Raw genomic sequence first — 22,969 nt, 5'->3', positions numbered from 1 at the left:
TAAGTAGATCTTATTTTTTTACTATGCATTTCCTACCAAAAACTATGCAAATAATATTAAATACGTTTAAATAATAAAGTCTGTTAGACATTCATGATGCTTAACCAAATATAGAATAGATCTCCCATCTTCAATTAATATTAGATTCCATGAAATATTTTTTAAATGACATTTGTCATAGATATTTAACTCTAACCGAGTTAGCTTTAGTTTCTGTCAAGCCTCATCATTAAAATAATATTTGAAATACAAACATAGAAGGCTACCATTATTTTTACGATGATATTCTTCTACTCTCTATTTTTATCTCAAATACTCAACAGTCTCTAAAATGGAACAATATTCATGCTAAAATTCACCTTAAAATGGCTTATTCGCTTAATGCTTCTCGGCATGATGCTATTAGCGATTATTCTTATTGCCGGCAATGCTTATATTTATGATCAAGTCAGAAAACTCTCGCCGGATCCTCAAGCTGATTCTGTCATCATTCTCGGTGCACATATTGAAGGATATCCTTTAAGACCGAGTTTAATGTTGCAATATCGTTTAGATAAAGCCATCGAATATTGGGAGCAAAATCCCAACATCACGATTATTACAACCGGTGGAAGAACGGTAGGATATCCACAAAGTGAAGCGGAAGTGATGCAACAATATCTTGTTAGAAAAGGTATTCCTGAAGCGCAAATATTATTAGAAGAAGATTCCACAAGAACAGCGCATCAGTTTATTAATGCAAAAGTGATCAGCGATAATGCCGGAAGATCAATGAAAAATACCGTCATCATCACCAACGATTTTCATCTTCCTCGTGCCATGATCCTTGCAAAACGTTCAGGTCTTGAAAAAATATCAGGCTCTGCAAGTCAAACACCGCAAGATAACGGTTCAAAAATCACCGCCCATATTCGGGAACCTTTGGCTTTACTCAATTCATTCCTATTTGATTGGCCTTAGATAAGATAGAAATAAGCAATCAGTAATAAGCGTCATCTAATATAAGCTATATCTCATGGGTTATTCTCATGGGCTATAGATATGCCGAATGATTAAGATATTTTATTAACCAATATCTTCTGTTTCTTGAAATTCCTTAAGAAGCTTATCAAAAGGTAAATTTCTACCAATAACGACCAATTGGCTGCTCATTTTTTCGGAAGCTTGCCATTCTTCCCCATAATCAAAACCAACAACCTTATAGACTCCTTGAACAATCAGCTTTCTAGATTCATTCGCAATCGCTAGAATCCCTTTATAACGAAGCATATCATTCCCATAACGCTCCACTAATCCCGTCATAAACTCTCCGATAGCATCGATATCTAGAGAATTCCCTTCAAAGAGATAAGATCGAATATCATCATTCCAAGATTTTTGAGCCATGAGTGAAAAACTTCTGGAGGTAATTGTATTTTCCTCTTCTAATTGAAAAGAGATTCTATCTAGCTCTAAATCATCACTCATTTCAAAAGCTTTAATATCCAGCCATAAATCAGAAGGTATCGCCCCAAATGATGCTTCTAAAACTTTTGCTTTCTGATTAATCTGATGTAATCGATTCAATACTTGATCTCTTCCTTCCGAATCAATCCGATCAAGCTTTGTGACAACCAATCTATCCGCAAATCCTATTTGTGCAACTGCTACCCGATGATCATCTAGTTGTTGCATCATATGCTCCGCATCCACCAACGTAATAACGGCATCTAAATAGATATTTTGTTGAATCCTCTCATCCATAAAAAAAGATTGAATAATAGGACCCGGATCAGCTAATCCTGTCGTTTCCAATATTAACCAATCTATCGATAATTGTTTGTTTTCAATCTTATCCAACAACTCATGTAAAGCTTTCGTGAGCTCTCCGCGAACACTACAACAAATACAACCGTTACTCAGTTCTATCAACTCTAACGATTCATTCTTTGCCAATAATTGTGAATCAATATTGATTTCACCAAACTCATTTTCTACAACTGCAAATTTTCGAGTTTGATTGTGTGTTAACAGATAATTAATAAATGTTGTTTTTCCCGCTCCTAAAAATCCCGTTAAAATAGTGACTGGTAACATATCGCTCCTTTACTTCAATGAGAGTTTAAATTGGTAATCCTTATAATTCCAAACTAACAACAACGAAAGCCACCTTTACCACCCTTTCCACCATAACGGGCTTCTTGTCTTTCCTTAAAAAACTCCTCATAACTCATGGGCTCTTGGTCTGGATGATTGAGTTTTACATGTTGAACATAATTATCATAATCGGGAAGTCCCACCATTGAATGCGCCATTTCGCCAAGATACTTCCCAGCTTTTGCTATTTTTTTAAACATATAAATACTCCTTCCTTTTTATATTCACTACTCGTTAAAGCAGAAACCTATCAGGTTCTAATTTCTGACTTCCGGTTTCTACTTTAACGCATCATCATACATAAAGAATCATTATGAATTTTTCACAATATTTTTAGGAAAAGTTTCATAGGGTGTTTCATTTGCTGTTGGTTTAGGATTTTTAAGCGCCACAATCGCTGTTTTAAAGGAATAGAATCCTAATAGCACCACTACCAACATGAAGAATAACGTTAAAATACCATTTATCTGATTATTTAAAATTACCTGCTCGACTTTCTCAACGCTACTAAAAATAGCATTGGAAACAAAAGGAGTTTCAATAAACTGTGCTTTTAATTGAGAGGCCTTTGCAAAGAATCCTACCGCCGGATCTGCAGAAAATGCTTTTTGCCATCCCGCCGTCATTGTACAAATGATCAACCACGCTGTAGGAAATATCACAACCCATGCATGTTTTTGTTGCTTCATCTTATAAAGAACTGCTGCACACAGCATCAATGCAATCGCTGCTAACATCTGATTTGCGATTCCAAATAGTGGCCATAGAGTATTAATTCCTCCTAATGGATCGATCACTCCTTGATAAAGAAAATATCCCCAAGCAGCAACCACTACTCCCGTTGCAATAAGGTTTACCGCCAAAATATCTGTTCTACCCCATTTAGGATTAATAACTGCTAAAATCCCTTGGAACATATATCTTGCAGAACGTGTACCGGCATCTACCGCCGTTAAAATAAAGAGTGCTTCAAATAAAATGGCAAAATGGTACCAAAAGTCCATTTTAATCAATCCACCTAATGCGCCGTGTAAAATCGTTGCCATGCCTATTGCGAGCGTCGGAGCTCCACCTGTTCTAGAAATAATGCTAGGCTCATCAACATCAATCGCTAACTGCTTCAAAACTTCCGGCGTTATTTCAAATCCTAAACTACTTACCGTATTAGATGCTGCAAGTACGACATCTTGTAGACCATCAGGGTTCAAGAATGCCATTGGGCTATTCATTGCGAAATAGATACCCGGATCAATAATAGAAGCACAAATAAGCGCCATGATCGCTACGAAAGATTCCATCAACATGCCACCATAACCAATAAGTGGGGCTTGCGCTTCATTTTCTAACATCTTCGGTGTCGTTCCTGAAGCAATCAGCGCATGGAATCCAGATACAGCACCACAGGCGATTGTAATGAAGAGGAAAGGAAACAGATCTCCAGACCAAACAGGACCGTTATTACCACTTTTTGCAAATTGCGTTAATGCCGGCATTTTCAGCTCTGGCATGACGATGACAATCCCTACAGCAAGTGCAAGTATTGCCCCAATTTTTAAAAACGTTGAAAGATAATCTCTCGGCGCAAGCAGTAACCACACCGGCAATACGGCAGCAATAAAACCATAAATTACTAATGAAATGGTTAATCCTTTTCCTGAAAAATCAAACCAAGGACCAATAACAGAGTCGGCAATATCTTTCCCAAAGACAATTCCTAGAATCAGTAAAATAAAACCAATAACAGAAATTTCCAATACTTTTCCAGGGCGAATATAGCGCATATATACACCCATAAAAACGGCTAAAGGAATTGTAAAGGCTACGGCAAAAGTTCCCCAAGGGCTATGCTCTAAAGCTTTAACGACAATCATAGCGAGAACCGCCAAGATAATAATCATAATCATGAAGCAAGCCACTAATGCAATGATGCCAGGGATTGAACCCATTTCACTTTTAATCAATTCTCCAAGAGATTTTCCATCTCTTCTTGTGGAAACAAACAACACCATAAAGTCTTGAACCGCACCGGCAAATATTACGCCGGCTAAAATCCAGAGCATTCCTGGTAGATATCCCATTTGAGCTGCTAAAACAGGTCCTACTAAAGGTCCTGCTCCTGCAATTGCCGCAAAGTGATGACCAAATAGAATAGATTTACGTGTTGGAACATAATCCAAACCATCATTATATTTATAAGCCGGTGTTAAACGTGTGCTATCTAATTTTAAAACTCGATTCGCAATATAACGGGAATAATATCGATATCCAATTAAATACACACAAATAGATGCCGTTAAAACCCACATTGCATTAATCGTTTCTCCCCGATTTAATGCGATATATCCTAGGCAACTTGCACCAATAATGGCGAAAACCAGCCAAATAAAATGGCTTTTTAAGCCACGAGATGAAGTATTAACCATAAATAGTTCCTCTTAAATAAATAATATAATTCATATAATCAATGAGTTAATAAAAAACACTCATAAAAATACAAATTCTGTTGCCATTTAGATTAAAGAATTACTTGTAAAGGAATTTATAGCGACTGATATATCTCAAGAAAATCTCAAAATAAAATGTTTCAAAAAAACGATAAAATTGACCAAATCATTAAAATAATCACCATCATACTGATAATGAAACATTGAGAAATTAAGATGATGATCTGTTGCCTCAGCAATTTCAAAGCACCTCTTGCGCGATTCTCTAATGATCTCTGAGCTTTCAAACTCTTCATCATTCCCATTGATATGAGCGTTTCATCTAGTTGCGATAAAAGTGGAGCAATATCTTCTCCGTTCTCTTCTTTGTGCAATAAGTGAAGAAATAAACCATAATCTATATTTACTCGTAAATAATGGTAAGTTTGCGCGCTCCAAAGCACGATAGATAGTAATAATAATCCGATTATCATGGGCGCTAAATAACTCGGTGCATTTAATGCCAATGAATTCGATGAACTCAATAGATATGAAAATAATAATAAAAATACGACTGCGATCAATAATCCAAAAAGCAGCATTAAAGATGATGCTCTATTAATCATCTTTCCTTGCTTTAAAAACGTCACTATTACGGGAAGCTTCATTCATCTTCTCCTGATTACAATCCAATCATCTCTAATTCTTTCAAAAGTCTTTGTTGATACACGCTAATCACGACACCTTTTCTCGATTGTAAAATCAATTGCAGTGCCATTTCTAAGGTATGATTTTCATATATCATCAAATAGCTGGCGATAGCTGTTGCGCTGCGGGAATATCCTAATGCACAAAAAACAAATGTCTTACCCTGCCGTAATGCTTGATGAATGGTCATGGCTGAATCTCGGCATTCTTGTACAGAAAGTGCCGTCATATCTAAACAGTAATTCGGATAATAATGAGCAACCTCTAATGAGAAAGGAATTTCAACGCAACAATCAACTGCCGAAGAAAACTCCGTAATTCCCGCTTGTTTTCTCGGCATTGCACCAAGATATAATCCTTCAATCACTCGATCATATGCCTGATTATCTCTTGTCCAAATCCTAGCGTTTAACTTTGCCACCAAAATATAAGGAAAAAATAGAATCCCATTCGTCAGTTGATATCGTCCATTTGATTCTTTAGGAAACCCATTTTTCCCAAATATTGCGTAATTGAAGCTAACGAGTAGAAATGAGAAAGAAATATAGAGCAACCAGAGATAGATGCTTTGTAACCAAAGGGCTATTGATAAAGCGAGCGCACTAATCCCAAAATACAACAATGCCCATTTCCATCGACACGGCCAGCGATACGGTTTTTTCTGCCAAAGTTGGTTTAAAGGAGATTTTCGATCTGCCGGAAAACACCAAATCGCTAACGATCCTGCCAAAACTCCTGCGGGAATATCAATGAAATGATGTTGCCATGTGGTTAAAACAGAGACGCCAATTAACAGCGCCCAAATATGCATCAACCACTGCCATCGCCGCGGAACTATTTTGTTATAAAAAACCCACAGAATGACTAATAGGGAGATATGAAGCGATGGCGCTTGATTATAAGGAAGATCAAACTTCATTAATTCATCAAACCACCAACCAAAGAAACCCCCGATTTCCGGACGAAGCGTAATATTAATTTGTTGTAACGGCACCAACAAAAAGCCAAGAACACAGATGATTTGTACTGAAAACAGCTGTTTTAATAACGTTTTCAATTGCCGGAGATTGCATGCTAATAAAACCGCTAAACCATACAGCAAATTTTCAGACCAATAAGGAATAATCGTCCAAGGAATTAAAGGAATGTTTGATTCCCACGCAAACATCACGTGAGGAATCACTTCATTCTTCGCACGAAGTAACGTCATTTGATTGGCAAAATTATAGGTAACATAAAAAAAGAGTATGAGCGCACAAAGCCCTGCGATTTTATAAACCCACAATCTTTTTTTAGAACACACTTCCGGCATGATTATAGATCTCGATGATTAAAATCAAGATGACTAGAATTCTTCACAGCAATGGATACTGAAAAGATTCCCCATTCATCAATCAGCATTTTCACCTTAGTAAATCCCGCAGATTCTACTAATTCATCCATCTCTAATTGCGTTCTTCGTCTCATTACCCACTGTTGCCCTTCTCGATGAGACGTGAGCGCTCTTGCAATATATTCTAATTGCGGATGCCAAGGCTGATTGGTATAGATCAGGTAATTCCCTTCTTCCATATTGGCAGATAATCCTGATAACGATTCTTGCAGTAAAGCATTCTCACTAAATAGCTCAAAAAGTCCCGACACAATACTAATGGTTGGTTTTGGCGAAATCGCAACCAGTTCTTCTCTGCTAAACGCATTTCCTTGCTCAAAAAGAGCAATATCAGATAACCCTTTCTGCGCAATTAACGCCGTGCCTTTCTCCACATTGAGTTCGCTATAATCTCGCAATAAAATAGAAGCCGGCTTCTTCGGTATTTGATTCACCGTTTCTAAAACATAGCGCCCATGACCGGCGGCAATATCGAGAATATTGACCTCTTTTCCATCTGCTTGCTGTGTTTCTATCGCTTCTTTTAAAATCTGCTCTAAATGCACTTTTCGCTGACGAATACCGCGCCAGCCAATGGCTTGTAGGTAGAGATAATCCAAATATCTTCCTAGAGCAGTTTCACCGGAAGCTTGATTTCGGTAGACATAATCGAGGGTACTTCCCGAATCAAATCCCGTATCAATTCCCAATTTCACGCCTTCTGAGATCTTTGAAACTGACTTCAAACTCTTCTTCGTGAATGCCCAATAGATCTTTTTGAAGATAGAACGCTCAGGTTTCATCAACGCCATTGCTTCGTCAAAAGTATATCCTTGTTTATCGGCATCTATTAAAGAAGAGGTTTTAACCGGCTGTTGAAAGACTTTTGCAATAAATTTTTCAATTTTTTCAATCGCTAAATGTCGATTCTCTTCTCCGATCGTATCGTGATAAAACCCTTTCATGAGATGAATCTCTTTAAAATCCGAGCTTAATCCTTTGAAAAATTGCATCTGCGGTTTACGTCTAACGACATAATCTGATCCTGAAATCAGGAGTTGCGTTGGTGTATGAATAGATGCGGCATCCGCAACGATTCTTTTCGATGTTTCTGCTAAATCTAATAAAATTCTTGTCGAAATCGGTCTTGCAATTAATGCATCTGAATCAAAACTGATTTGCCGGGTTTTATCATGGGTTAAAAAGCGAGATTTCACATAACTATTCACGAAAAAATTCCCACGAATGTTATACATCAGTTTCAATCCCGGAATTGCAAAAGGCACGTAAAGCTTCACTCTAAAAGCCGGAGATGCCAAAATTAATCCCCGAATCTTCGGCACATAATCATGCACCCAAGTTGCGGCAATGACAGCACCCACACTTTGCGCAATCACAATGATGTTCTCTTCTTTAAGCTGATATTCCTGCAAAATATGGCGATAAAAAGCTTCAGCATCGTGCACCATCCAGCCAAAACTCGGCGCATCTCCTCGTTCTCCCGGAGATTTCCCACAACCTCTAGAATCCCACGCAAAAAACTGATAATCCGGAAGGTTAAGTTCCTCTACAAGATGGGCAATTCTTCCGGAATGTTCATGACCTCGGTGAAAGAGGATAATCGCCTTCCGGTTCGAAGGATCTTCTGATTCATACGAATCTTCTACGCTATGATCGCTCTTATCCATCGACCTCTTATCCACTGACCTCTTATCCATCGACCAATGACGATAAAATAGCGCCTCGCCATCATGACTCATAAATTCTAACTGACTTTCAATTCTCATAAAAACTCCCTACAAGTTGCCGGCAGATATTCCCTTTCGGACTCGATTCACAATGGTATAAATTAGTAATGCGGAAATAATCCAAAGTCCAAAGTTCACGAGGAATGCCGGCAATAGTTTCAAGCCTATCAACAGACTTAATGTTCCAAATACAAATGCTCGATCACTCTTTCCCATCGGTCCGTCATACCGTCTTTCTGCGCCGATCAAAGGTGCCATTACACCGGCATATTCAGATACAATCGCTAAAAAAATCACCGGCAAAATAGCCCACAATTCAATGCCGGGAATAAAGATAAAAATGGCAAACAAAAAGCTATCGGCGATCACATCGCAAAGTTCATTTAAGTACGCACCTAATATAGATTTTTGCGAAAATTCCCTTGCTAACATTCCATCTATGGCATTCAGCGCCATTCGAATAAACATCCACACAGGAATCAACGTTAGAATCCATACAGATGGCAAAATAATAATGGCGATAATCGATATGAATATTGAAGCAAGACACGCAAACAGAGTTACCTGATTCGCCGTAACCCCCCATTGATAGAGATTTTTGACGAAAGGTCTCAAAAGATTCTGAAATTTTGATTTTAATGAATAGATAGAGATCATTTAATAAAACACCATTATTTTAAAATAATATTTTGATAAATATTATCATTATGGCGTTAAATTAATGTCAATCTATGGATGCGCTTCATTCTCGAAACGTTGCAGATCAATAAGGTGTAAAAATAACCTATTGATAACAAACAGATATAAGAACCAGAACGATGAGAGTAATTTAAAACAATCGGGAAGTAAAAAATTATTGAAAAATCAGTTTACGAAACTTTAAATGAAAACTTCACATAAAAACTCTAATTGCATAAATATAGGCTGATTCATGGCTGGTTCGAATGTTTGCATTCTTCTGAATATCCCATGCCAGCGATATCGATCCCTTTGAGCTTATGACATCAAATAGCCATAAAAATAGCATGCAAAAATTCAGTAAAGATCATCTCATTAGGAATCCTTATTTGCATGCAAACAGAGTAGAGATTTTAGGAGCAGGAATATCATATTCATAATGGATTTTATGGGAGAACTATATGGGAAAATCCTATATAAAACCCATTATGAAACATCTTTCCCGCACTACATAAAGAGAAAAGAGAAAAAAGAAAACAATGCGTTAAAAATATATTTTACAGAAACTACTTCACAATTCTCGCTCGGCAACGCAAGCCTTTCAAAGTCACATTCCAGATCTGATCTACGGCTTTTTCCGCTTGATCTCTTGTAACGGCAACATAAGATTGCATTGGGAAAAGGGAGATTTTACCCATATCCGATCCCTGAATACCGCCTCTTGACGTTAATGCACCGAGAATATCGCCGGCGCTGATTTTCGACTTTTTACCTTCGCTAATTTCAATAGTGAGCATTGGTGCAATAAGTGGAATTGCCTTAGATTGTTGCAATTTCGCATAAGAGATTTCGGCTAATTTCTGATCAATATAATCTTCAATCTCTTCCAAACGATGACCTTTTCCGGCAAGGCTTAAACTGACGGCAATCCCCATTTTTCCTGCGCGCCCTGTTCGACCAATTCTGTGAACGTATACTTCCGGATCAAAAGGCACATCGTAGTTAATCACCATTGCTAAATCTTCGATATCTAATCCACGCGCCGCAACGTCTGTTGCCACTAATACTCGGCAACTGCGATTGCTAAAACGGAGTAAAACTTGATCTCTTTCACGCTGATCTAAATCGCCGTGAAGCGCTAAGGTATCAATATCATGATCTTGTAAAAACTCTGCAAGCTCAATCGTTGAAGCAATCGTATTACAAAATACCACCGCCGATTCTGGCTCAAAATGATAGAGCAGATTTAACGTTGCATCCGATTTATCTCTGCCATCTTCTAGGGTTACCACCGATTGCTCGATCTTCGGCGCTTCGCTTGGCGCATCTTCAATCACCACCATTTCTGGTTTATGCTGAATTCTACGGCTAATGGCTTGAATATCTTCTGGATATGTCGCTGAGAAAAGTAACGTTTGGCGTTTTCTCGGCGTATATTCGATAATCTCATCGACTTCATCAAAAAAGCCCATATCGAGCATGCGATCGGCTTCATCTAGCACCACAACTTTCACATGAGAAAGATCTAATGTTCGGCGCTCTAAATGATCTAATAATCTTCCCGGCGTTCCGACAGCAATATGTGGCGCATGTTGCCCCATTGCGTGAATCTGTCTTTTAATCGGCGTACCGCCGCAAACCGTTGAGATCTTCAGGTTCGGAATATAACGTCCTAATCGGCGAAGCTCTTTACTAACCTGATCCGCAAGTTCCCGTGTTGGGCAAATAATCAAACTTTGCGTCGTAAACTGTCTTGCATCAATGGTTTCAAGCAAACCAATTCCGAAAGCCGCTGTCTTTCCACTTCCCGTTTGCGCTTGCCCCAAAAGATCTCGGCCTTTTAAAATCGCCGGCAAACTTGCGGCTTGAATCGGCGTCATCGCAACATATCCCAAATCCTGAAGATTCGATAATTGCGTTTTAGGAAGAGCTAAACTTGAAAATTTTTGATTCGACACGGTATTTTTCTCTGATATATCAATTAAAAAGGGTTGAGAAAATGACTTTCACATCATTTCTCAACCCTTGAATAGTACGCTATTTTCACGCGGTTGACGATTTAGATTTTTCATCACTCTTTTATGGTGATGTCGGTTTAAGTAAGTTTTTCACACAACAAAAGCTGATATGTAGCTGGTTCGAATGTTTGCATGCTTATCAATATCCCGTGCCAGCAATATTGATTCTTTTAAGGTTATTAAATTGGTTCTAAAATATCCGAAAACCTTAATCTCTCCAAACCGTTGGCAAAATAAAGCCGTTATATAGCGGTTCATTTTTAATATATGCTTCATATTCTTTCGATTCATACGCCGCTTTCAGAGCTTTTGCCCATGAGGTATCTTGGTCTTCCCCGCGAATAGAGATAATGACTACATGTTCCGCCGGCGTTTCTTCGATCACTAATGCATCTGTCATCTGTAAACCGGCATTAGCAACGTAGTTTCCGTTAATGACGGCAAAGTCTACATCTTCCAAAATACGAAGTCCTAACGCAGGATCGAGAAATAAGACTTTTACGCCATTTAATGATTTGATATCTCTTTCACTAAAGTTAGAAATCTCGCCATCCAATACTTCTACCCAACCGATATCTTCTAGGATTCTTGCCGCTCTTTCGGCATTCACAGGATCATTTGGAATCGCAACCGTCATGCCGGCTTTCACATCAGACAAGGATTTGTGTTTATTAGAACGAAGGGATTGTGGCGCACTTGCGGTATCCACAAGTTTTACCATATTCATGCCGAGCTCTTTATTCATCTCTTCCATATAGGCAATACTTTGGTGCCCTGCAACATCGATGGATTTATCTTTCAATGCCGGATTGATCTGCATGTTTTGCGATAAAATTTTCACCGTTACATCATAACCATCGGCCTCTAAAATCGGACGAATGCCCTTTTCAAATTGCTCGGCATAAGTTGAAGGACCAAATCCTAAAACAACCGTTTTATCGGGATCTTTTCCATCTCCGCAAGCGGTTAATAGTAATGTAGCGCCCACTAAAAGTGCATATTTTAAAGATTTCATATTGTTTCTCCTCTGCGTGATTTGAATGCTTATATCATATTGATTGTTAGTGATATTTTTTATAATTGAATCATTGAATACTGGAATTGATTTGAATAATAGAATGAATTTACGAAGCCTCAATGGCATCTTTACAGGCTGATGCATCGCTGGTTCGAATGTTTGCATTCTTCTGAATATCTCGTGCTAGCAAGATGAAGGCTTTTAAAGATTGTTAAACTAAAAAACGACATTTTGTATAAAGTACGCCACAAAAAATTGGGCGTGAATAAAGAGATTGCTTAGCCCTCATCGGCTAAACAAACCCTCATATTTATCTGATAATCAACAGCTTTAGAACGAAAACGTCTTTCTGGTAAGAATGTCTTTCTAGTAAGAAGGCTTTTAAAATCAGCTTAAAACCATCAATTCAAACTACACTAAAACTTCTTTCGCGAGATTGGTGTAAACCATATCTTCCATCGGTGGATTGTGTAATCCTGCACGAACATCACGGTAAATTCTAGAAAGTGGATGCTTTTGCGATAAGCTTCTTGCGCCCACAATGCGCATGGCAATATCCACAACTTGAAGCGCATTATTCACAATTGCTACTTTGACGGCGCTGAGTTCACTGCCCATTTCCCTACGAGTTTCTGCATCGGCTTCATCCCATTTTTGAGAAACACCAAAGAGGAAATATTCCATCTCTAATAATTTCACACGAATCTGCCCGATTTTTTGCTGAACTGTTGGGAATTGCCCTACCGTTCCTGTCATTGCATTGGAAGAGTAACTATTAGCGAAATTGAGCGCTTCTTCATAAGCTGCTACCGATAATCCGAAATAGACTGCCGGAATATGTAATAACCAACCCTGTGGATCTTTTTTCCCCGGCGTTAAGTATTGCGCTAAATCTTCATCTCGAACTTCTACATTCTCTAAAATGAGATCATGGCTTCCTGTTGCCGACATCGCAATGGAATCCCATGTTTCTTCAATAGAAACGCCGGGAAGCTCTCGTTTTACTAAGAAACTTGCGACTTTGTCGGAACCATCAATGCCGGCACTTACGGCGATATAATCCAAAACAGGAGATAATGTCGTAAAGGTTTTTCTACCATTAATAATCCAACCATTTTCTGTTTTTACGGCAGTTGTTTCAGGTCTTCCACCTCGTGTCGGACTTCCTGTTGCCGGCTCTGATGCGGCATTATTAATCAGTGCACCTTTTGCTAACACATCTTTCGCAAACGCTTCATACAGTTTTGCATCCCAATGATCACTTTCCCCTAAATGCTTACTGATGCCCATGTGCCAGCCGATTGCTAATCCTGTTGAGCCATCATTTTTAGCAATTTCAGATTGTAATCTCAGCATTTCACTCAGTGAAATCCCAGCGCCGCCGAGCTCTGTTGGAATGGTTAATGCCGGAAAGTTTACAGCTCTTAAATCTGCATAATTTTCTAAAGGAAATGTTCCATCAAGATCATGCTGATAAGCTCTTTCTCTAAAGGCTTTCGCAATATTTCTAATCGCATCTAAACGTGCTTTTGAATCCATTTCTACAATATTCATAACTTTCTCCAAGCTGAGTTTTACTACTACACGTGCAATCACGCATATTTTAAAATAATTAACCGATGATTATTAACAGATGTAATTAGGGGAACAAATAATGATAATGGCTGAAGAAACTCGCCACTGAATGAAACGAATGTAGGAATCCAAAATCTCTTTCATAAACTAAATTCTCAAACTAGATTCACAAATCATGTTCATAACATGAAGGATTCCTACATTACCTTGTCATTATTTTGTCTTCTTCAAGTGCTGAGAGAGGAATATACGCTATCAACACTTGAAATAGTTGCTCTATTTTGCGGTATCCATTAGTGATAACGTTTTGCCAAGAAGTTACCGAGTGATTGAATTGCTTGAACAATCACGACTAAAGAAACCACCGTGTAGAACATCGCAACGCTATCGAAACGTTGGTAACCGTAGTTCAGCGCTAAATCTCCAATACCGCCGCCGCCAACTGCGCCTGCCATTGCCGTTGCTCCCACTAAACCAATAGTTGCCGTTGTGAAGTTTAAAATGAGTGAGCCTCTCGCTTCCGGCAATAAGAACTTGCAAATAATTTGAAAAGTCGTTGCGCCCATAGAGTTTGCTGCTTCTACAATGCCGTGATCTACTTCTAATAGTGAACTTTCTACTAAACGTCCGATAAATGGCGAGATGTAGATAATGAGTGGCACGATTGCCGCTGAAGTTCCGATAGATGTTCCGACAACCATTCTCGTAAACGGAATAATTGCGACCATTAAAATAATAAATGGCAGAGAACGAACGATATTGACAACGATGTTTAAAACTTTATAAAAGACCGGCGACGCTTCAATACCGCCGGGGCGTGTTAATACCAAGAGAATGCCGATAATCGAACCTAAAATCGTACCGATTACTAAAGAAACACCGACCATGACAAATGTTTCCCAGCCAGCTTGTAAAAACTGTTCAAGCGTTACTTGGGTTTTGAATGTTTCTGTATACCATTGCCACATGATTATGCTCCTTTTCTTGCCGTATTTTGATCTGATTTAGTTGCTTCGTGCGTGACACGAACGCCGTGGAAACGTAAAAATGCGATTGCTTCTTCCACTTTTTGAGGTTCGCCCGTCATCTGTACAAACGTGCTTCCTAAGATATTGCCCTCAATCTCAATCATGTTGGCAAAAAGAATATTGATGACAACATTCCCTTTTAAAATTAATTCATTAATCACAGGCTCTTGCGCAGATCGTCCTAAGAACTCAAAGCGGTAGATATCTTTTAATGTTGGATCATCTAAGTTTTGTAATACACGCTCCGGAATAGAATCGCCGATGACTGTACGTACAAAGCTCTTTGTAGTTGGGTTTTGTGGATTGCCGAAAACATCAATGGTTTTACCGGTTTCAATCACTTCGCCTTTTTCCATCACGGCAACTTTATTACAGAGATATTCCACCACTTCCATCTGATGCGTCACCATCATAATCGTCACGCCTTGCTCTTTATTGATCTTTTTCAAAAGGTCTAAAATCGCAATAGTTGTTTGTGGGTCAAGCGCTGAAGTTGCTTCATCACAGAGCAAAATTTTTGGATCATTCACGAGCGCTCTCGCAATCCCGATTCGCTGTTTTTGTCCGCCAGATAACTCACGTGGATAAGAATTTCGCTTATCAGGAAGCTCGACAAACTTTAAGAGCTCATCCACTTTCTGGTGAATTTCACTCGCAGAATGATTACCATTTAACGTTAATGGCAGAGCGATATTCTCCGCAACCGTTTTGGTTTCTAGCAAGTTAAAGTGTTGGAAGATCATGCCGATATTTTTCTTCGCTAAACGAAGCTCCTTCGGCGTATAGGTAGAAAGATCTCGTCCGTCAACAATCACTTTTCCGTGACTTGGGCTTTCGATATCATTCACAAGACGAATCAAGGTACTTTTGCCGGCACCGCTGTAACCGATTACACCAAAAATATCACCTTTCTCAATATGCAAACTGACATCTTTTAACGCTTCGGTTTCAACGCCGTTACGTAAATATGTTTTATAAATATGTTCAAATTGAATCACAGGGTTTTCTCCGTTTATAGATTTTTTGCAAGGACGTTGGTTTTGAAGATGTGGACATCGAAAGACACATTGCCAACATTCGCATCATGGATAAGTTCATTATTTTACACATTTTTCATCAACTCCTTACGCTCTGATAATTGTTTCTACTTCTTTGGGTAAAATACAATTTCAATTGTTTAATCTTTTGGGTTTGGTGCAACAGCTCGTATAATAAAACATACATCGCATACAAAAACAATATGTAATTTAAATTATTTTGTAAATAGACCGTTAAAAGAGCGTTAAAAGAACGTTCAAGATGCAATAAAACCATCTCTTAACAATAGTGAAAATCCATATAATTGATCATTCCCCAATATTTCCTCAGCTACAAGGCGAAAATATACACTGGTATTTCAAACAGATAATTACATGACAAGCATGAATATCAATCTTCAAAAAACTTACTGTCATTATCTTTTTCAAATAATCACTTAAACCGCATTTTCAACTCATCATAAAAACAAAAACCTACTCAATGAGTAGGTTTCTAATATTTCATGAATAATTATTTCCGGTAAGCTTTCAAAACGGCCGGAATTTGATTGATACGATCTAATAATCGGCTAAGCTGATCCACATGTTTAATCTCTAGCGTAAAGCTGATTGATCTTGTATCTGCACTCTCTTTTTTCATATTCATATTGGTGATTTTCAAATGTTCTGTCGATACTAATTGTCCGATCTCTTGCAACAGATCCACATTCGCATACGCCAGCACATGAATATCTGCTTCTACCAAGCGCTCATCGCTACTTCCCCAATCCACATCAATGCCCCGTTCGGGATTTTGCTCAAGCATATTTTGATAGTTCGTACAATTGAGACGATGAATCGTTACGCCTCGATTTAACGTGATATAACCGCCGATCAAATCTGGTGGTGCCGGCTTACAGCAAGTGGCAATGGACGTTAATAATTTCCCCATGCCTTTCACTTGAATCCCGCTCTGCGTCTTTTTCGTCTGCGGACGCACCATCAGATCAGGGTCAAAGTTATTCTTTGGTTTTTCTCCCGGCAATCTTGCAATAAGCTGTGCCATCGTAATATCGCCGGAGCCAATATTCGCATAAAGATCATTGAGGCTTGTGCAATGGAGCTTACTCGATAATCGGCGTAACTCTTCTTCGCTTAGACGAATATTGAGCCTTGAAAGCTCCTTTTCCACCATGAGTTTTCCGGCATTTAAGTTACTTTCAATCTCTTGCGCTCTAAACCAAGCCCGAATTTTCGATCTTGTTCGGCTCGATCCCGTATATCCTAAATGGGGCGACATCCAATCACGGCTAGGATTCGGCACTTTTCCGGTGAGGATTTCTACCACATCCCGATTTTGCAGAACGTACGTTAACGGCACAATCGCACCATTGACCTTTGCGCCTCGGCAACGATTACCTAATCCCGTATGAATTTTATAAGCAAAATCTAATGGCGTGGCTCCAGCAATCAGCTCTAACGGTTCTCCTGCCGGCGTCATCACATAGACATTTTCGTTGAAGATCGATTCTTCCGTAATCTGCTCTTCGCCCTCTTCTAGCGCACGATCTAAATGCTCACGAAGCCAGTTAAGGTCCGCCTGATCAATACTTGTGCCACGACCTTCTTTATATTTCCAATGCGCCGCAACGCCTTTTTCGGCATCGTTGTGCATTTTATGGGTTCTGATCTGCACTTCTAACGTCAAATCTTGTGGCGCTAATACAACCGTATGTAACGATTGATAACCATTGGGTTTTGGATTGGCAATATAATCATCAAACTCTCGTGGAATCGGCACCCAAAGCTCATGAATCATGCCTAAAACCGCATAACAATCAGCAGTTGTATCTACTAAAATTCGTACCGCGCGAATATCGTAAAGCTGTTCAAAGCTTAAATTCTTTTGACGCATTTTTCGAGCAATACTGTAAATATGCTTCACGCGCCCGCTGACATCGGCGTTGATATGATGCTCTGCCAGTAAATCCTTCAAAGTTTGCACAACATTTGTAATATAGGTTTCACGAATATTACGCTTACCATCGAGCTTTGAAGCGATTTCTCGATAGAAATCTGGCTCTAAAAAACGAAAAGAATAATCTTCCAATTCCCATTTAATGCCGGAAAGTCCTAAGCGGTTAGCAATGGGTGCAAAGATGGTATTGGTATTTTGGGCAATGGCTCTCTGATTATCTTCTTGGGAATCACGCGCATTACGCATAATAATTACTTGATACGCCAGCATGACGACAATGACGCGCACATCTTCGGCAAACGCTAAAAACATCTTCCGCAGGGTTTCCGGAGATTTCTCATAAGAGATATTGCCGGAAGTAAGCTGATTCACAACCCCTAAATATTGGATAAATTTTTGTGTGCCTTCAGGCTGTTCTGCAATTGGAACGCCCAATATAAAGAGAATCAATGCAACTTGTGGCATTGATTCAATATCCAATCGATCTAAGTAGTAAGCGGTTTCTAACGCTATTTTAAATAACGGATGATCCTGATGCTTCATACAAGCTTCAAAATACTCAGGCTTCCACGATTGCTCTTTACTTTGTAGCCACTCAAGAAGAGTGTTCAATGTAATTGACTTCGACACATCTACTTCTCCATCTACTGATCATTATTTTTCTTATAATTCCACCCAATGTGTGATTTTCTTCAGATTTTAATTACGTTCTCGCTATTATACAAACCCGTCATCATTTACTGTAAATTATTTCTTCCAAATTCCCTCTAAGCTCGAGATTCTTTGTACTTCCAACACATTAACATCACTTTACAATACTCATTCTTATAATATCAAGCAAGCTCAAGCCTAACTTCTAGAAAAACAATCTCCCTCAAATCCCACATCATCATGCAATAAAACTTTCACTTATAAACTTCAAATTGATGATTTACAACAAAATAAACGACTTCTATAAAAAAACTAACAATATTTTCAGTAAGCTATGAAGTCCTACTCAAAATCTGACTAATATCAATCACACCATTAAAAAATAAAATATTTAATGTTTGTCACCTATTTTATCTAGATTTTATTATGTAATTATCAATAAGAGATTTGTTAAATATCAGATAATTACAGACATTCACTTAGGATTATTATTGAACCAACATCCCATTGAAATTATGGAAATCTCTTCAAACAGAACTGATCTTATACTATGAAAAAACTGCTTATTCTTATCTTTCTTCTCTTTTCTGCCTCTTTCGCTCAATCGTTTAATTACAGCACACTTGAGCTTCAAGCTAGAAAAGGTCATCTATTTGCCCAAGCTCAATTAGGGGAAGATCTCTATCATGAAGCTTCTTCGCCGGAAGATTATCGCAAAGCGCTTATTTGGCTCGAGAAAGCCGCTCTACAAAATGACCCAGTTTCGCAATATTATCTCGGCGCAATCTACTATTTTGGTTTAATCGATGAAGAAGATAATGAGGAAGCACTCAAATGGTTTCTTCTCTCTGCAGAGCAAGGAGATGTGGACGCTCAATATAAAGTTGGAGAAATTTATTACCAAGGATATACCGGCGAGCCCAATTATGAGGAAGCAAAAAAATGGCTAGAACTCTCCGCTGCACAAGAAAATGCCGCAGCGCAATATAAAATAGGAGCAATTTACTATTTTGGTTTAATTGATGAAGAAGATAACGAAGAAGCGCTCAAATGGTTTCTTCTCTCTGCAAAGCAAGGTGATGATAAGGCACAATATAAAGTTGGAGAGATTTATTACCAAGGACATATCGGCGAACCCAATTATCAGGAAGCAAAAAAATGGCTAGAACTCTCCGCCAAACAAGAAAATGCCGCAGCGCAACATCTTCTTGGAGAAATCTACTACTTAGGTTTAATCGGTAGAGAAAATAATAGAACCGCCTACAAATGGTTTTCAGCATCCGCCAATCAAGGAGATGTAGATGCCGAGTTTCGCTTAGCGGAAATGTATTTCTGGGGTTATGGAAGAAAGATCGATTATCAAGCAAGTTATGAATGGCTGATGAAAGCAGTTGCGCAAGGTGATCTCTCAGCAAAAGGCTTACTAGCGCGCATGTATATTACGAAGAATATGCCGGTCGCTATTGATTATGAAGAAGCATTATATTGGGCAAAAATTGCCGAAGAAAATCGGGATCCCAATGCGCTCGTTGTATTGGCTTACTTATATCGTCACGGATTTGCCGTTGAAAAAGATTTAAAACGAGCTCGAGAATATGACAATGAAGCGCGAGGGAAGTTTCAATAAATCCGTATAAATCCCTATAAATCATAAAATAGAATCCAAAGTATCCGTCTTAGAAATGGGATATTTCATGAGATAGAACGCTATAACGGAAAGCACTCATTACAAGCCAACAGCTAAAATAATACAAAAAACATAAAGCGAATATAAAACTATTAATAAATATATTTATCTTATAATACACTCATTGATAAGAATTCATGGGGGCTCCATAAAGCCCTCGTATGAAACGCTTAACGCTTGTAACCAGCTCTGACTTTGGGGATTCCGTGCTTAAAAACAGAATAGATCATCAACGAAAACATAATGATTGCGGTATTAGTGCCGTAAAGACGATCTGTAACATTTTAAAAGTGGATCTTCCGAGAGAATATATTGAATCATCGATCGAAATCGATTTTCAAGGCACACATCTGGAAGATATTGCCCAGTTTTTTAAAGCGCATCATTTTGAAGCCGATTATAAACTGCTCGATCTCAATCTCACAGACAATGCCTATTACCAAGCTTTAACGCCATTTATATTGCCGGTAAAACGTAAAAAAGAGATTCACTTTGTCGTTGTTCAGCAAGTGAAAAATGGCAAAGTAAAAATCCTCGATCCTGCCGTAAAATCTCCCTATTGGAGCACTTTTTCGGAAGTTAAAAAGATGGCTTTTTTAGGGGAAAGTGAGCTTGAATATCTCTCAACCACCGAAAAAATCACGGCGCTCGTGGAACCGCTTCTTCATGAATATGATATTCCTTTGAAAAAAGCACTAGAAGTGCAATCGCTCACGGATCTATTCAATTCGGCAACTTACTTTCTCTATATGAAGGAATCTTTTGGTTTTAAAGATTTCAACAGCGAAAAAGCATTTCTACACGATCTGATCTTTAATCAAGAGATTAAACATCTGCCCAAATCCTTTCGTACAACAACTTTGAAAAAGGAAACCATCAAGCTCCGTGCGCCGGTGATTTTAACGGTGAAAATTGATGATCAATCCGCTTTAAACCGGAAAATCCACCAACTTCAAACAGAAAAACCTGCTTCCAAAAATATCTATTGGCAACTTTTTACGGAGCTTGGAAAGTATCAAAAAATCTGGGGTTATTACCTGTTAATGGTGGTCATTGCCGGCTCTTTTATTCAGCTTTCTGTCTTTATCAATCAATATTTAATTGATCATATTCTCGTGAATAAAAATAGCGCCGTGATTCTGGCATTTGGCATCGGCGTGCTCTTTTATCAGCTTCTCAATTTGATTATGTCGCTAAGTAAATCTTGGCTCGGCATTATTTTATCGAAAGCCATTGATGAGATATTTCTCGTGAAGTTTGATCAAAAACTCAATGATTATTCTTTGAGCTATATTCAGAGCTATAAAAAAGGCGATTTAACCGAACGGCTGAATGATTCCACGCGTCTGAAATCGTTCTTTATGCGCTTTTTCACGAACCTGTTAATGGATAGCTTTATTGTGATTTATACGCTAGCGATTCTATTTTGGCTCGATTGGAAGCTCACGTTTATCGTCATTGCCGTGATTATTCTCTATATCATTTGGTTTTATATTATTACGCCCTACCTTCAGCAAAATGAACATACCCGTTTTTTACGAAAGGCAGATTTTTTCTCTCGTATGTTTGAAAAATTAGATGGCATTCAAACCCTAAAAAGTGGACGTTTTGAGCATCATTTTTCTAAGAAAATCCGTGAGAATATTGAAAACTTACTCGCTATCGGCGTTCGTTCTAAAAAAACAGATCTCGTCAATCGCCTTGTGGTTTCACTGATTTCCATTATCGCCACTATTTTAATTATGACGATTTCGGCATATCAAGCCGTCACATTTGATCTCATGACAACGGGACAAGTGATCACTTATATCGCCCTTTCCGGCAAGGTATTTTCATCATTAGGTGCGCTATTAGAAGAGAATCTCTCACTTCAAGAAAACCAAATTATCTTACAGCGTTATTTTGCCTTTGAAGAAAGATCGGAGGAAGAAACTCAAGCTTCTCCGAATACGGAAACTTCTAATCATTCACTTTCTCCCGGCATTATTGCCAATAATCACGATAGCAATCACGATCATAATTCCGCTCATCAGCGTGGCACAATCAATCCTATTCACACGCTTGAGCCCATTCAATCTCTCGAATTAAAAGATATTTCTTATCGCTATCGGCTGGATAAAAAAGCATTAGATTCCATTAATTTCACGATTCATCAACACGATAAAATCCGCCTGATTGGCGCTAATGGTTCGGGAAAAACCACGCTTTGTAAAATCCTCGCCTTCTTATATCCGCCGTTAAGTGGCGAGCTTCTCATTAACGGCAAAGCGCATACCGAATATGATTATGATGCGCTCAAAGAGAAAAGCATTTTAGTCAGTAATGAAGATACGTTATTTTTCGATACGTTCCGTTATAACGTCACTTTTGGCAGAGAGGTTTCCTCTAAAAAGATTGCCGAAATGCTTGATCTTCTCACGCTTACGTCTTTAGTGGAATCCCATGAAGAAGGCTTGGATTTTATGATTAGTGAAAATGGTAAAAATCTCTCAACAGGACAACGCAAAAAGATTTTACTGCTTCGAGCGCTCCTTCATCCTGCGGAGATTGTGATTTTAGATGAAGTGCTTTCCGGCATTGATGCGGATTCTAGAAAACGTATTGAAAACTATCTGAATTCCATTGATCGCACCTTTATCATCATTTCTCATGAAGATATTGAACACATTCAATTTACGCAAGAATGGGTTTTGTAATGGTCAATTTAGAAAGTTTGGGAAGTTTAATGATAAAAACAGGCTGATTCATGGCGGGAGAGAATACTTGCATATATTTTCAAATCACGCGCCCGCAGTAAAAAATCCTGAAAATTAATCGTAAAATCAGTTTAGGAAGTTTAATTATGCAATCAGAGCTGATTCATGGCTGGATCGAATGTTTGCATTCTTCTCAATATACCGAGCCCGCAGTAAAAAATCCTGAAAACTAATCGT

At 38.5% G+C, this 22,969-nt stretch carries 16 protein-coding genes; 3 read left to right on the top strand and 13 right to left on the bottom strand.

Going from position 1 to position 22,969, the window contains the following annotated elements; genetic code table 11:
• Positions 1 to 345: 345 nt before the first annotated feature.
• A complete protein-coding gene (locus tag ACYSN2_RS09260; protein WP_461749973.1) occupies positions 346 to 960 on the top strand; it encodes a YdcF family protein in 615 nt (204 codons plus the stop codon).
• Between the two features lie 105 nt (positions 961 to 1,065).
• Here the strand turns inward: ACYSN2_RS09260 and ACYSN2_RS09255 are convergent, their stop codons facing one another.
• From ACYSN2_RS09255 to ACYSN2_RS09195, 13 genes are all read right to left on the bottom strand, one after another.
• Positions 1,066 to 2,076 (bottom strand): CobW family GTP-binding protein, encoded by a 1,011-nt coding sequence (locus ACYSN2_RS09255; protein ID WP_461749972.1) that lies wholly within the window; start codon positions 2,074 to 2,076, stop codon positions 1,066 to 1,068.
• A 53-nt stretch (positions 2,077 to 2,129) separates the two neighbouring features.
• Entirely contained in the window at positions 2,130 to 2,336 is a 207-nt protein-coding gene (locus ACYSN2_RS09250) for a YbdD/YjiX family protein (protein WP_461749971.1), read from the bottom strand.
• 111 nt (positions 2,337 to 2,447) lie between these two features.
• Positions 2,448 to 4,559, bottom strand: a complete 2,112-nt coding sequence (locus ACYSN2_RS09245) for a carbon starvation CstA family protein (RefSeq protein WP_461749970.1) — start codon at positions 4,557 to 4,559, stop codon at positions 2,448 to 2,450.
• 161 nt (positions 4,560 to 4,720) lie between these two features.
• Positions 4,721 to 5,185: a hypothetical protein gene (locus ACYSN2_RS09240; protein ID WP_461749969.1), complete on the bottom strand. Its 465-nt coding sequence runs from the start codon at positions 5,183 to 5,185 to the stop codon at positions 4,721 to 4,723.
• Between the two features lie 56 nt (positions 5,186 to 5,241).
• A complete protein-coding gene (locus ACYSN2_RS09235; RefSeq protein WP_461749968.1) occupies positions 5,242 to 6,579 on the bottom strand; it encodes a phosphatase PAP2/dual specificity phosphatase family protein in 1,338 nt (445 codons plus the stop codon).
• 2 nt (positions 6,580 to 6,581) lie between these two features.
• The gene (locus ACYSN2_RS09230; protein WP_461749967.1) at positions 6,582 to 8,426 is read right to left on the bottom strand and encodes a bifunctional alpha/beta hydrolase/class I SAM-dependent methyltransferase; all 1,845 of its coding nucleotides are present in this window, start codon (positions 8,424 to 8,426) and stop codon (positions 6,582 to 6,584) included.
• Positions 8,427 to 8,435: 9 nt separating this feature from the next.
• Positions 8,436 to 9,044 (bottom strand): CDP-alcohol phosphatidyltransferase family protein, encoded by a 609-nt coding sequence (locus ACYSN2_RS09225; protein WP_461749966.1) that lies wholly within the window; start codon positions 9,042 to 9,044, stop codon positions 8,436 to 8,438.
• 587 nt (positions 9,045 to 9,631) lie between these two features.
• Entirely contained in the window at positions 9,632 to 11,023 is a 1,392-nt protein-coding gene (gene dbpA, locus ACYSN2_RS09220) for an ATP-dependent RNA helicase DbpA (RefSeq protein ID WP_461749965.1), read from the bottom strand.
• A 268-nt stretch (positions 11,024 to 11,291) separates the two neighbouring features.
• Positions 11,292 to 12,098 carry a MetQ/NlpA family ABC transporter substrate-binding protein gene (locus ACYSN2_RS09215; RefSeq protein WP_461749964.1) on the bottom strand — a complete coding sequence of 269 codons (807 nt, stop codon included), beginning with the start codon at positions 12,096 to 12,098 and terminating at the stop codon, positions 11,292 to 11,294.
• 414 nt (positions 12,099 to 12,512) lie between these two features.
• Positions 12,513 to 13,655 carry an acyl-CoA dehydrogenase family protein gene (locus tag ACYSN2_RS09210; protein ID WP_461749963.1) on the bottom strand — a complete coding sequence of 381 codons (1,143 nt, stop codon included), beginning with the start codon at positions 13,653 to 13,655 and terminating at the stop codon, positions 12,513 to 12,515.
• A gap of 314 nt (positions 13,656 to 13,969) precedes the next feature.
• Positions 13,970 to 14,644 carry a methionine ABC transporter permease gene (locus ACYSN2_RS09205; RefSeq protein ID WP_461749962.1) on the bottom strand — a complete coding sequence of 225 codons (675 nt, stop codon included), beginning with the start codon at positions 14,642 to 14,644 and terminating at the stop codon, positions 13,970 to 13,972.
• 2 nt (positions 14,645 to 14,646) lie between these two features.
• Positions 14,647 to 15,702 (bottom strand): methionine ABC transporter ATP-binding protein, encoded by a 1,056-nt coding sequence (locus ACYSN2_RS09200; RefSeq protein WP_461749961.1) that lies wholly within the window; start codon positions 15,700 to 15,702, stop codon positions 14,647 to 14,649.
• A 550-nt stretch (positions 15,703 to 16,252) separates the two neighbouring features.
• Positions 16,253 to 18,328: a RelA/SpoT family protein gene (locus ACYSN2_RS09195; protein ID WP_461749960.1), complete on the bottom strand. Its 2,076-nt coding sequence runs from the start codon at positions 18,326 to 18,328 to the stop codon at positions 16,253 to 16,255.
• Between the two features lie 571 nt (positions 18,329 to 18,899).
• Between ACYSN2_RS09195 and ACYSN2_RS09190 the strand changes: the two genes are divergently transcribed.
• Together ACYSN2_RS09190 and ACYSN2_RS09185 are read left to right on the top strand one after the other, a co-directional pair.
• A complete protein-coding gene (locus tag ACYSN2_RS09190) occupies positions 18,900 to 19,976 on the top strand; it encodes an SEL1-like repeat protein (protein WP_461749959.1) in 1,077 nt (358 codons plus the stop codon).
• Between the two features lie 221 nt (positions 19,977 to 20,197).
• Entirely contained in the window at positions 20,198 to 22,732 is a 2,535-nt protein-coding gene (locus ACYSN2_RS09185) for an ABC transporter transmembrane domain-containing protein (protein ID WP_461749958.1), read from the top strand.
• Positions 22,733 to 22,969: the final 237 nt, after the last annotated feature.

Source organism: Ignatzschineria sp. LJL83 (assembly GCF_054871845.1).
The sequence above is the reverse complement of the archived record's forward strand: the minus strand, read 5'-3'. Positions and strand labels throughout refer to the sequence as shown.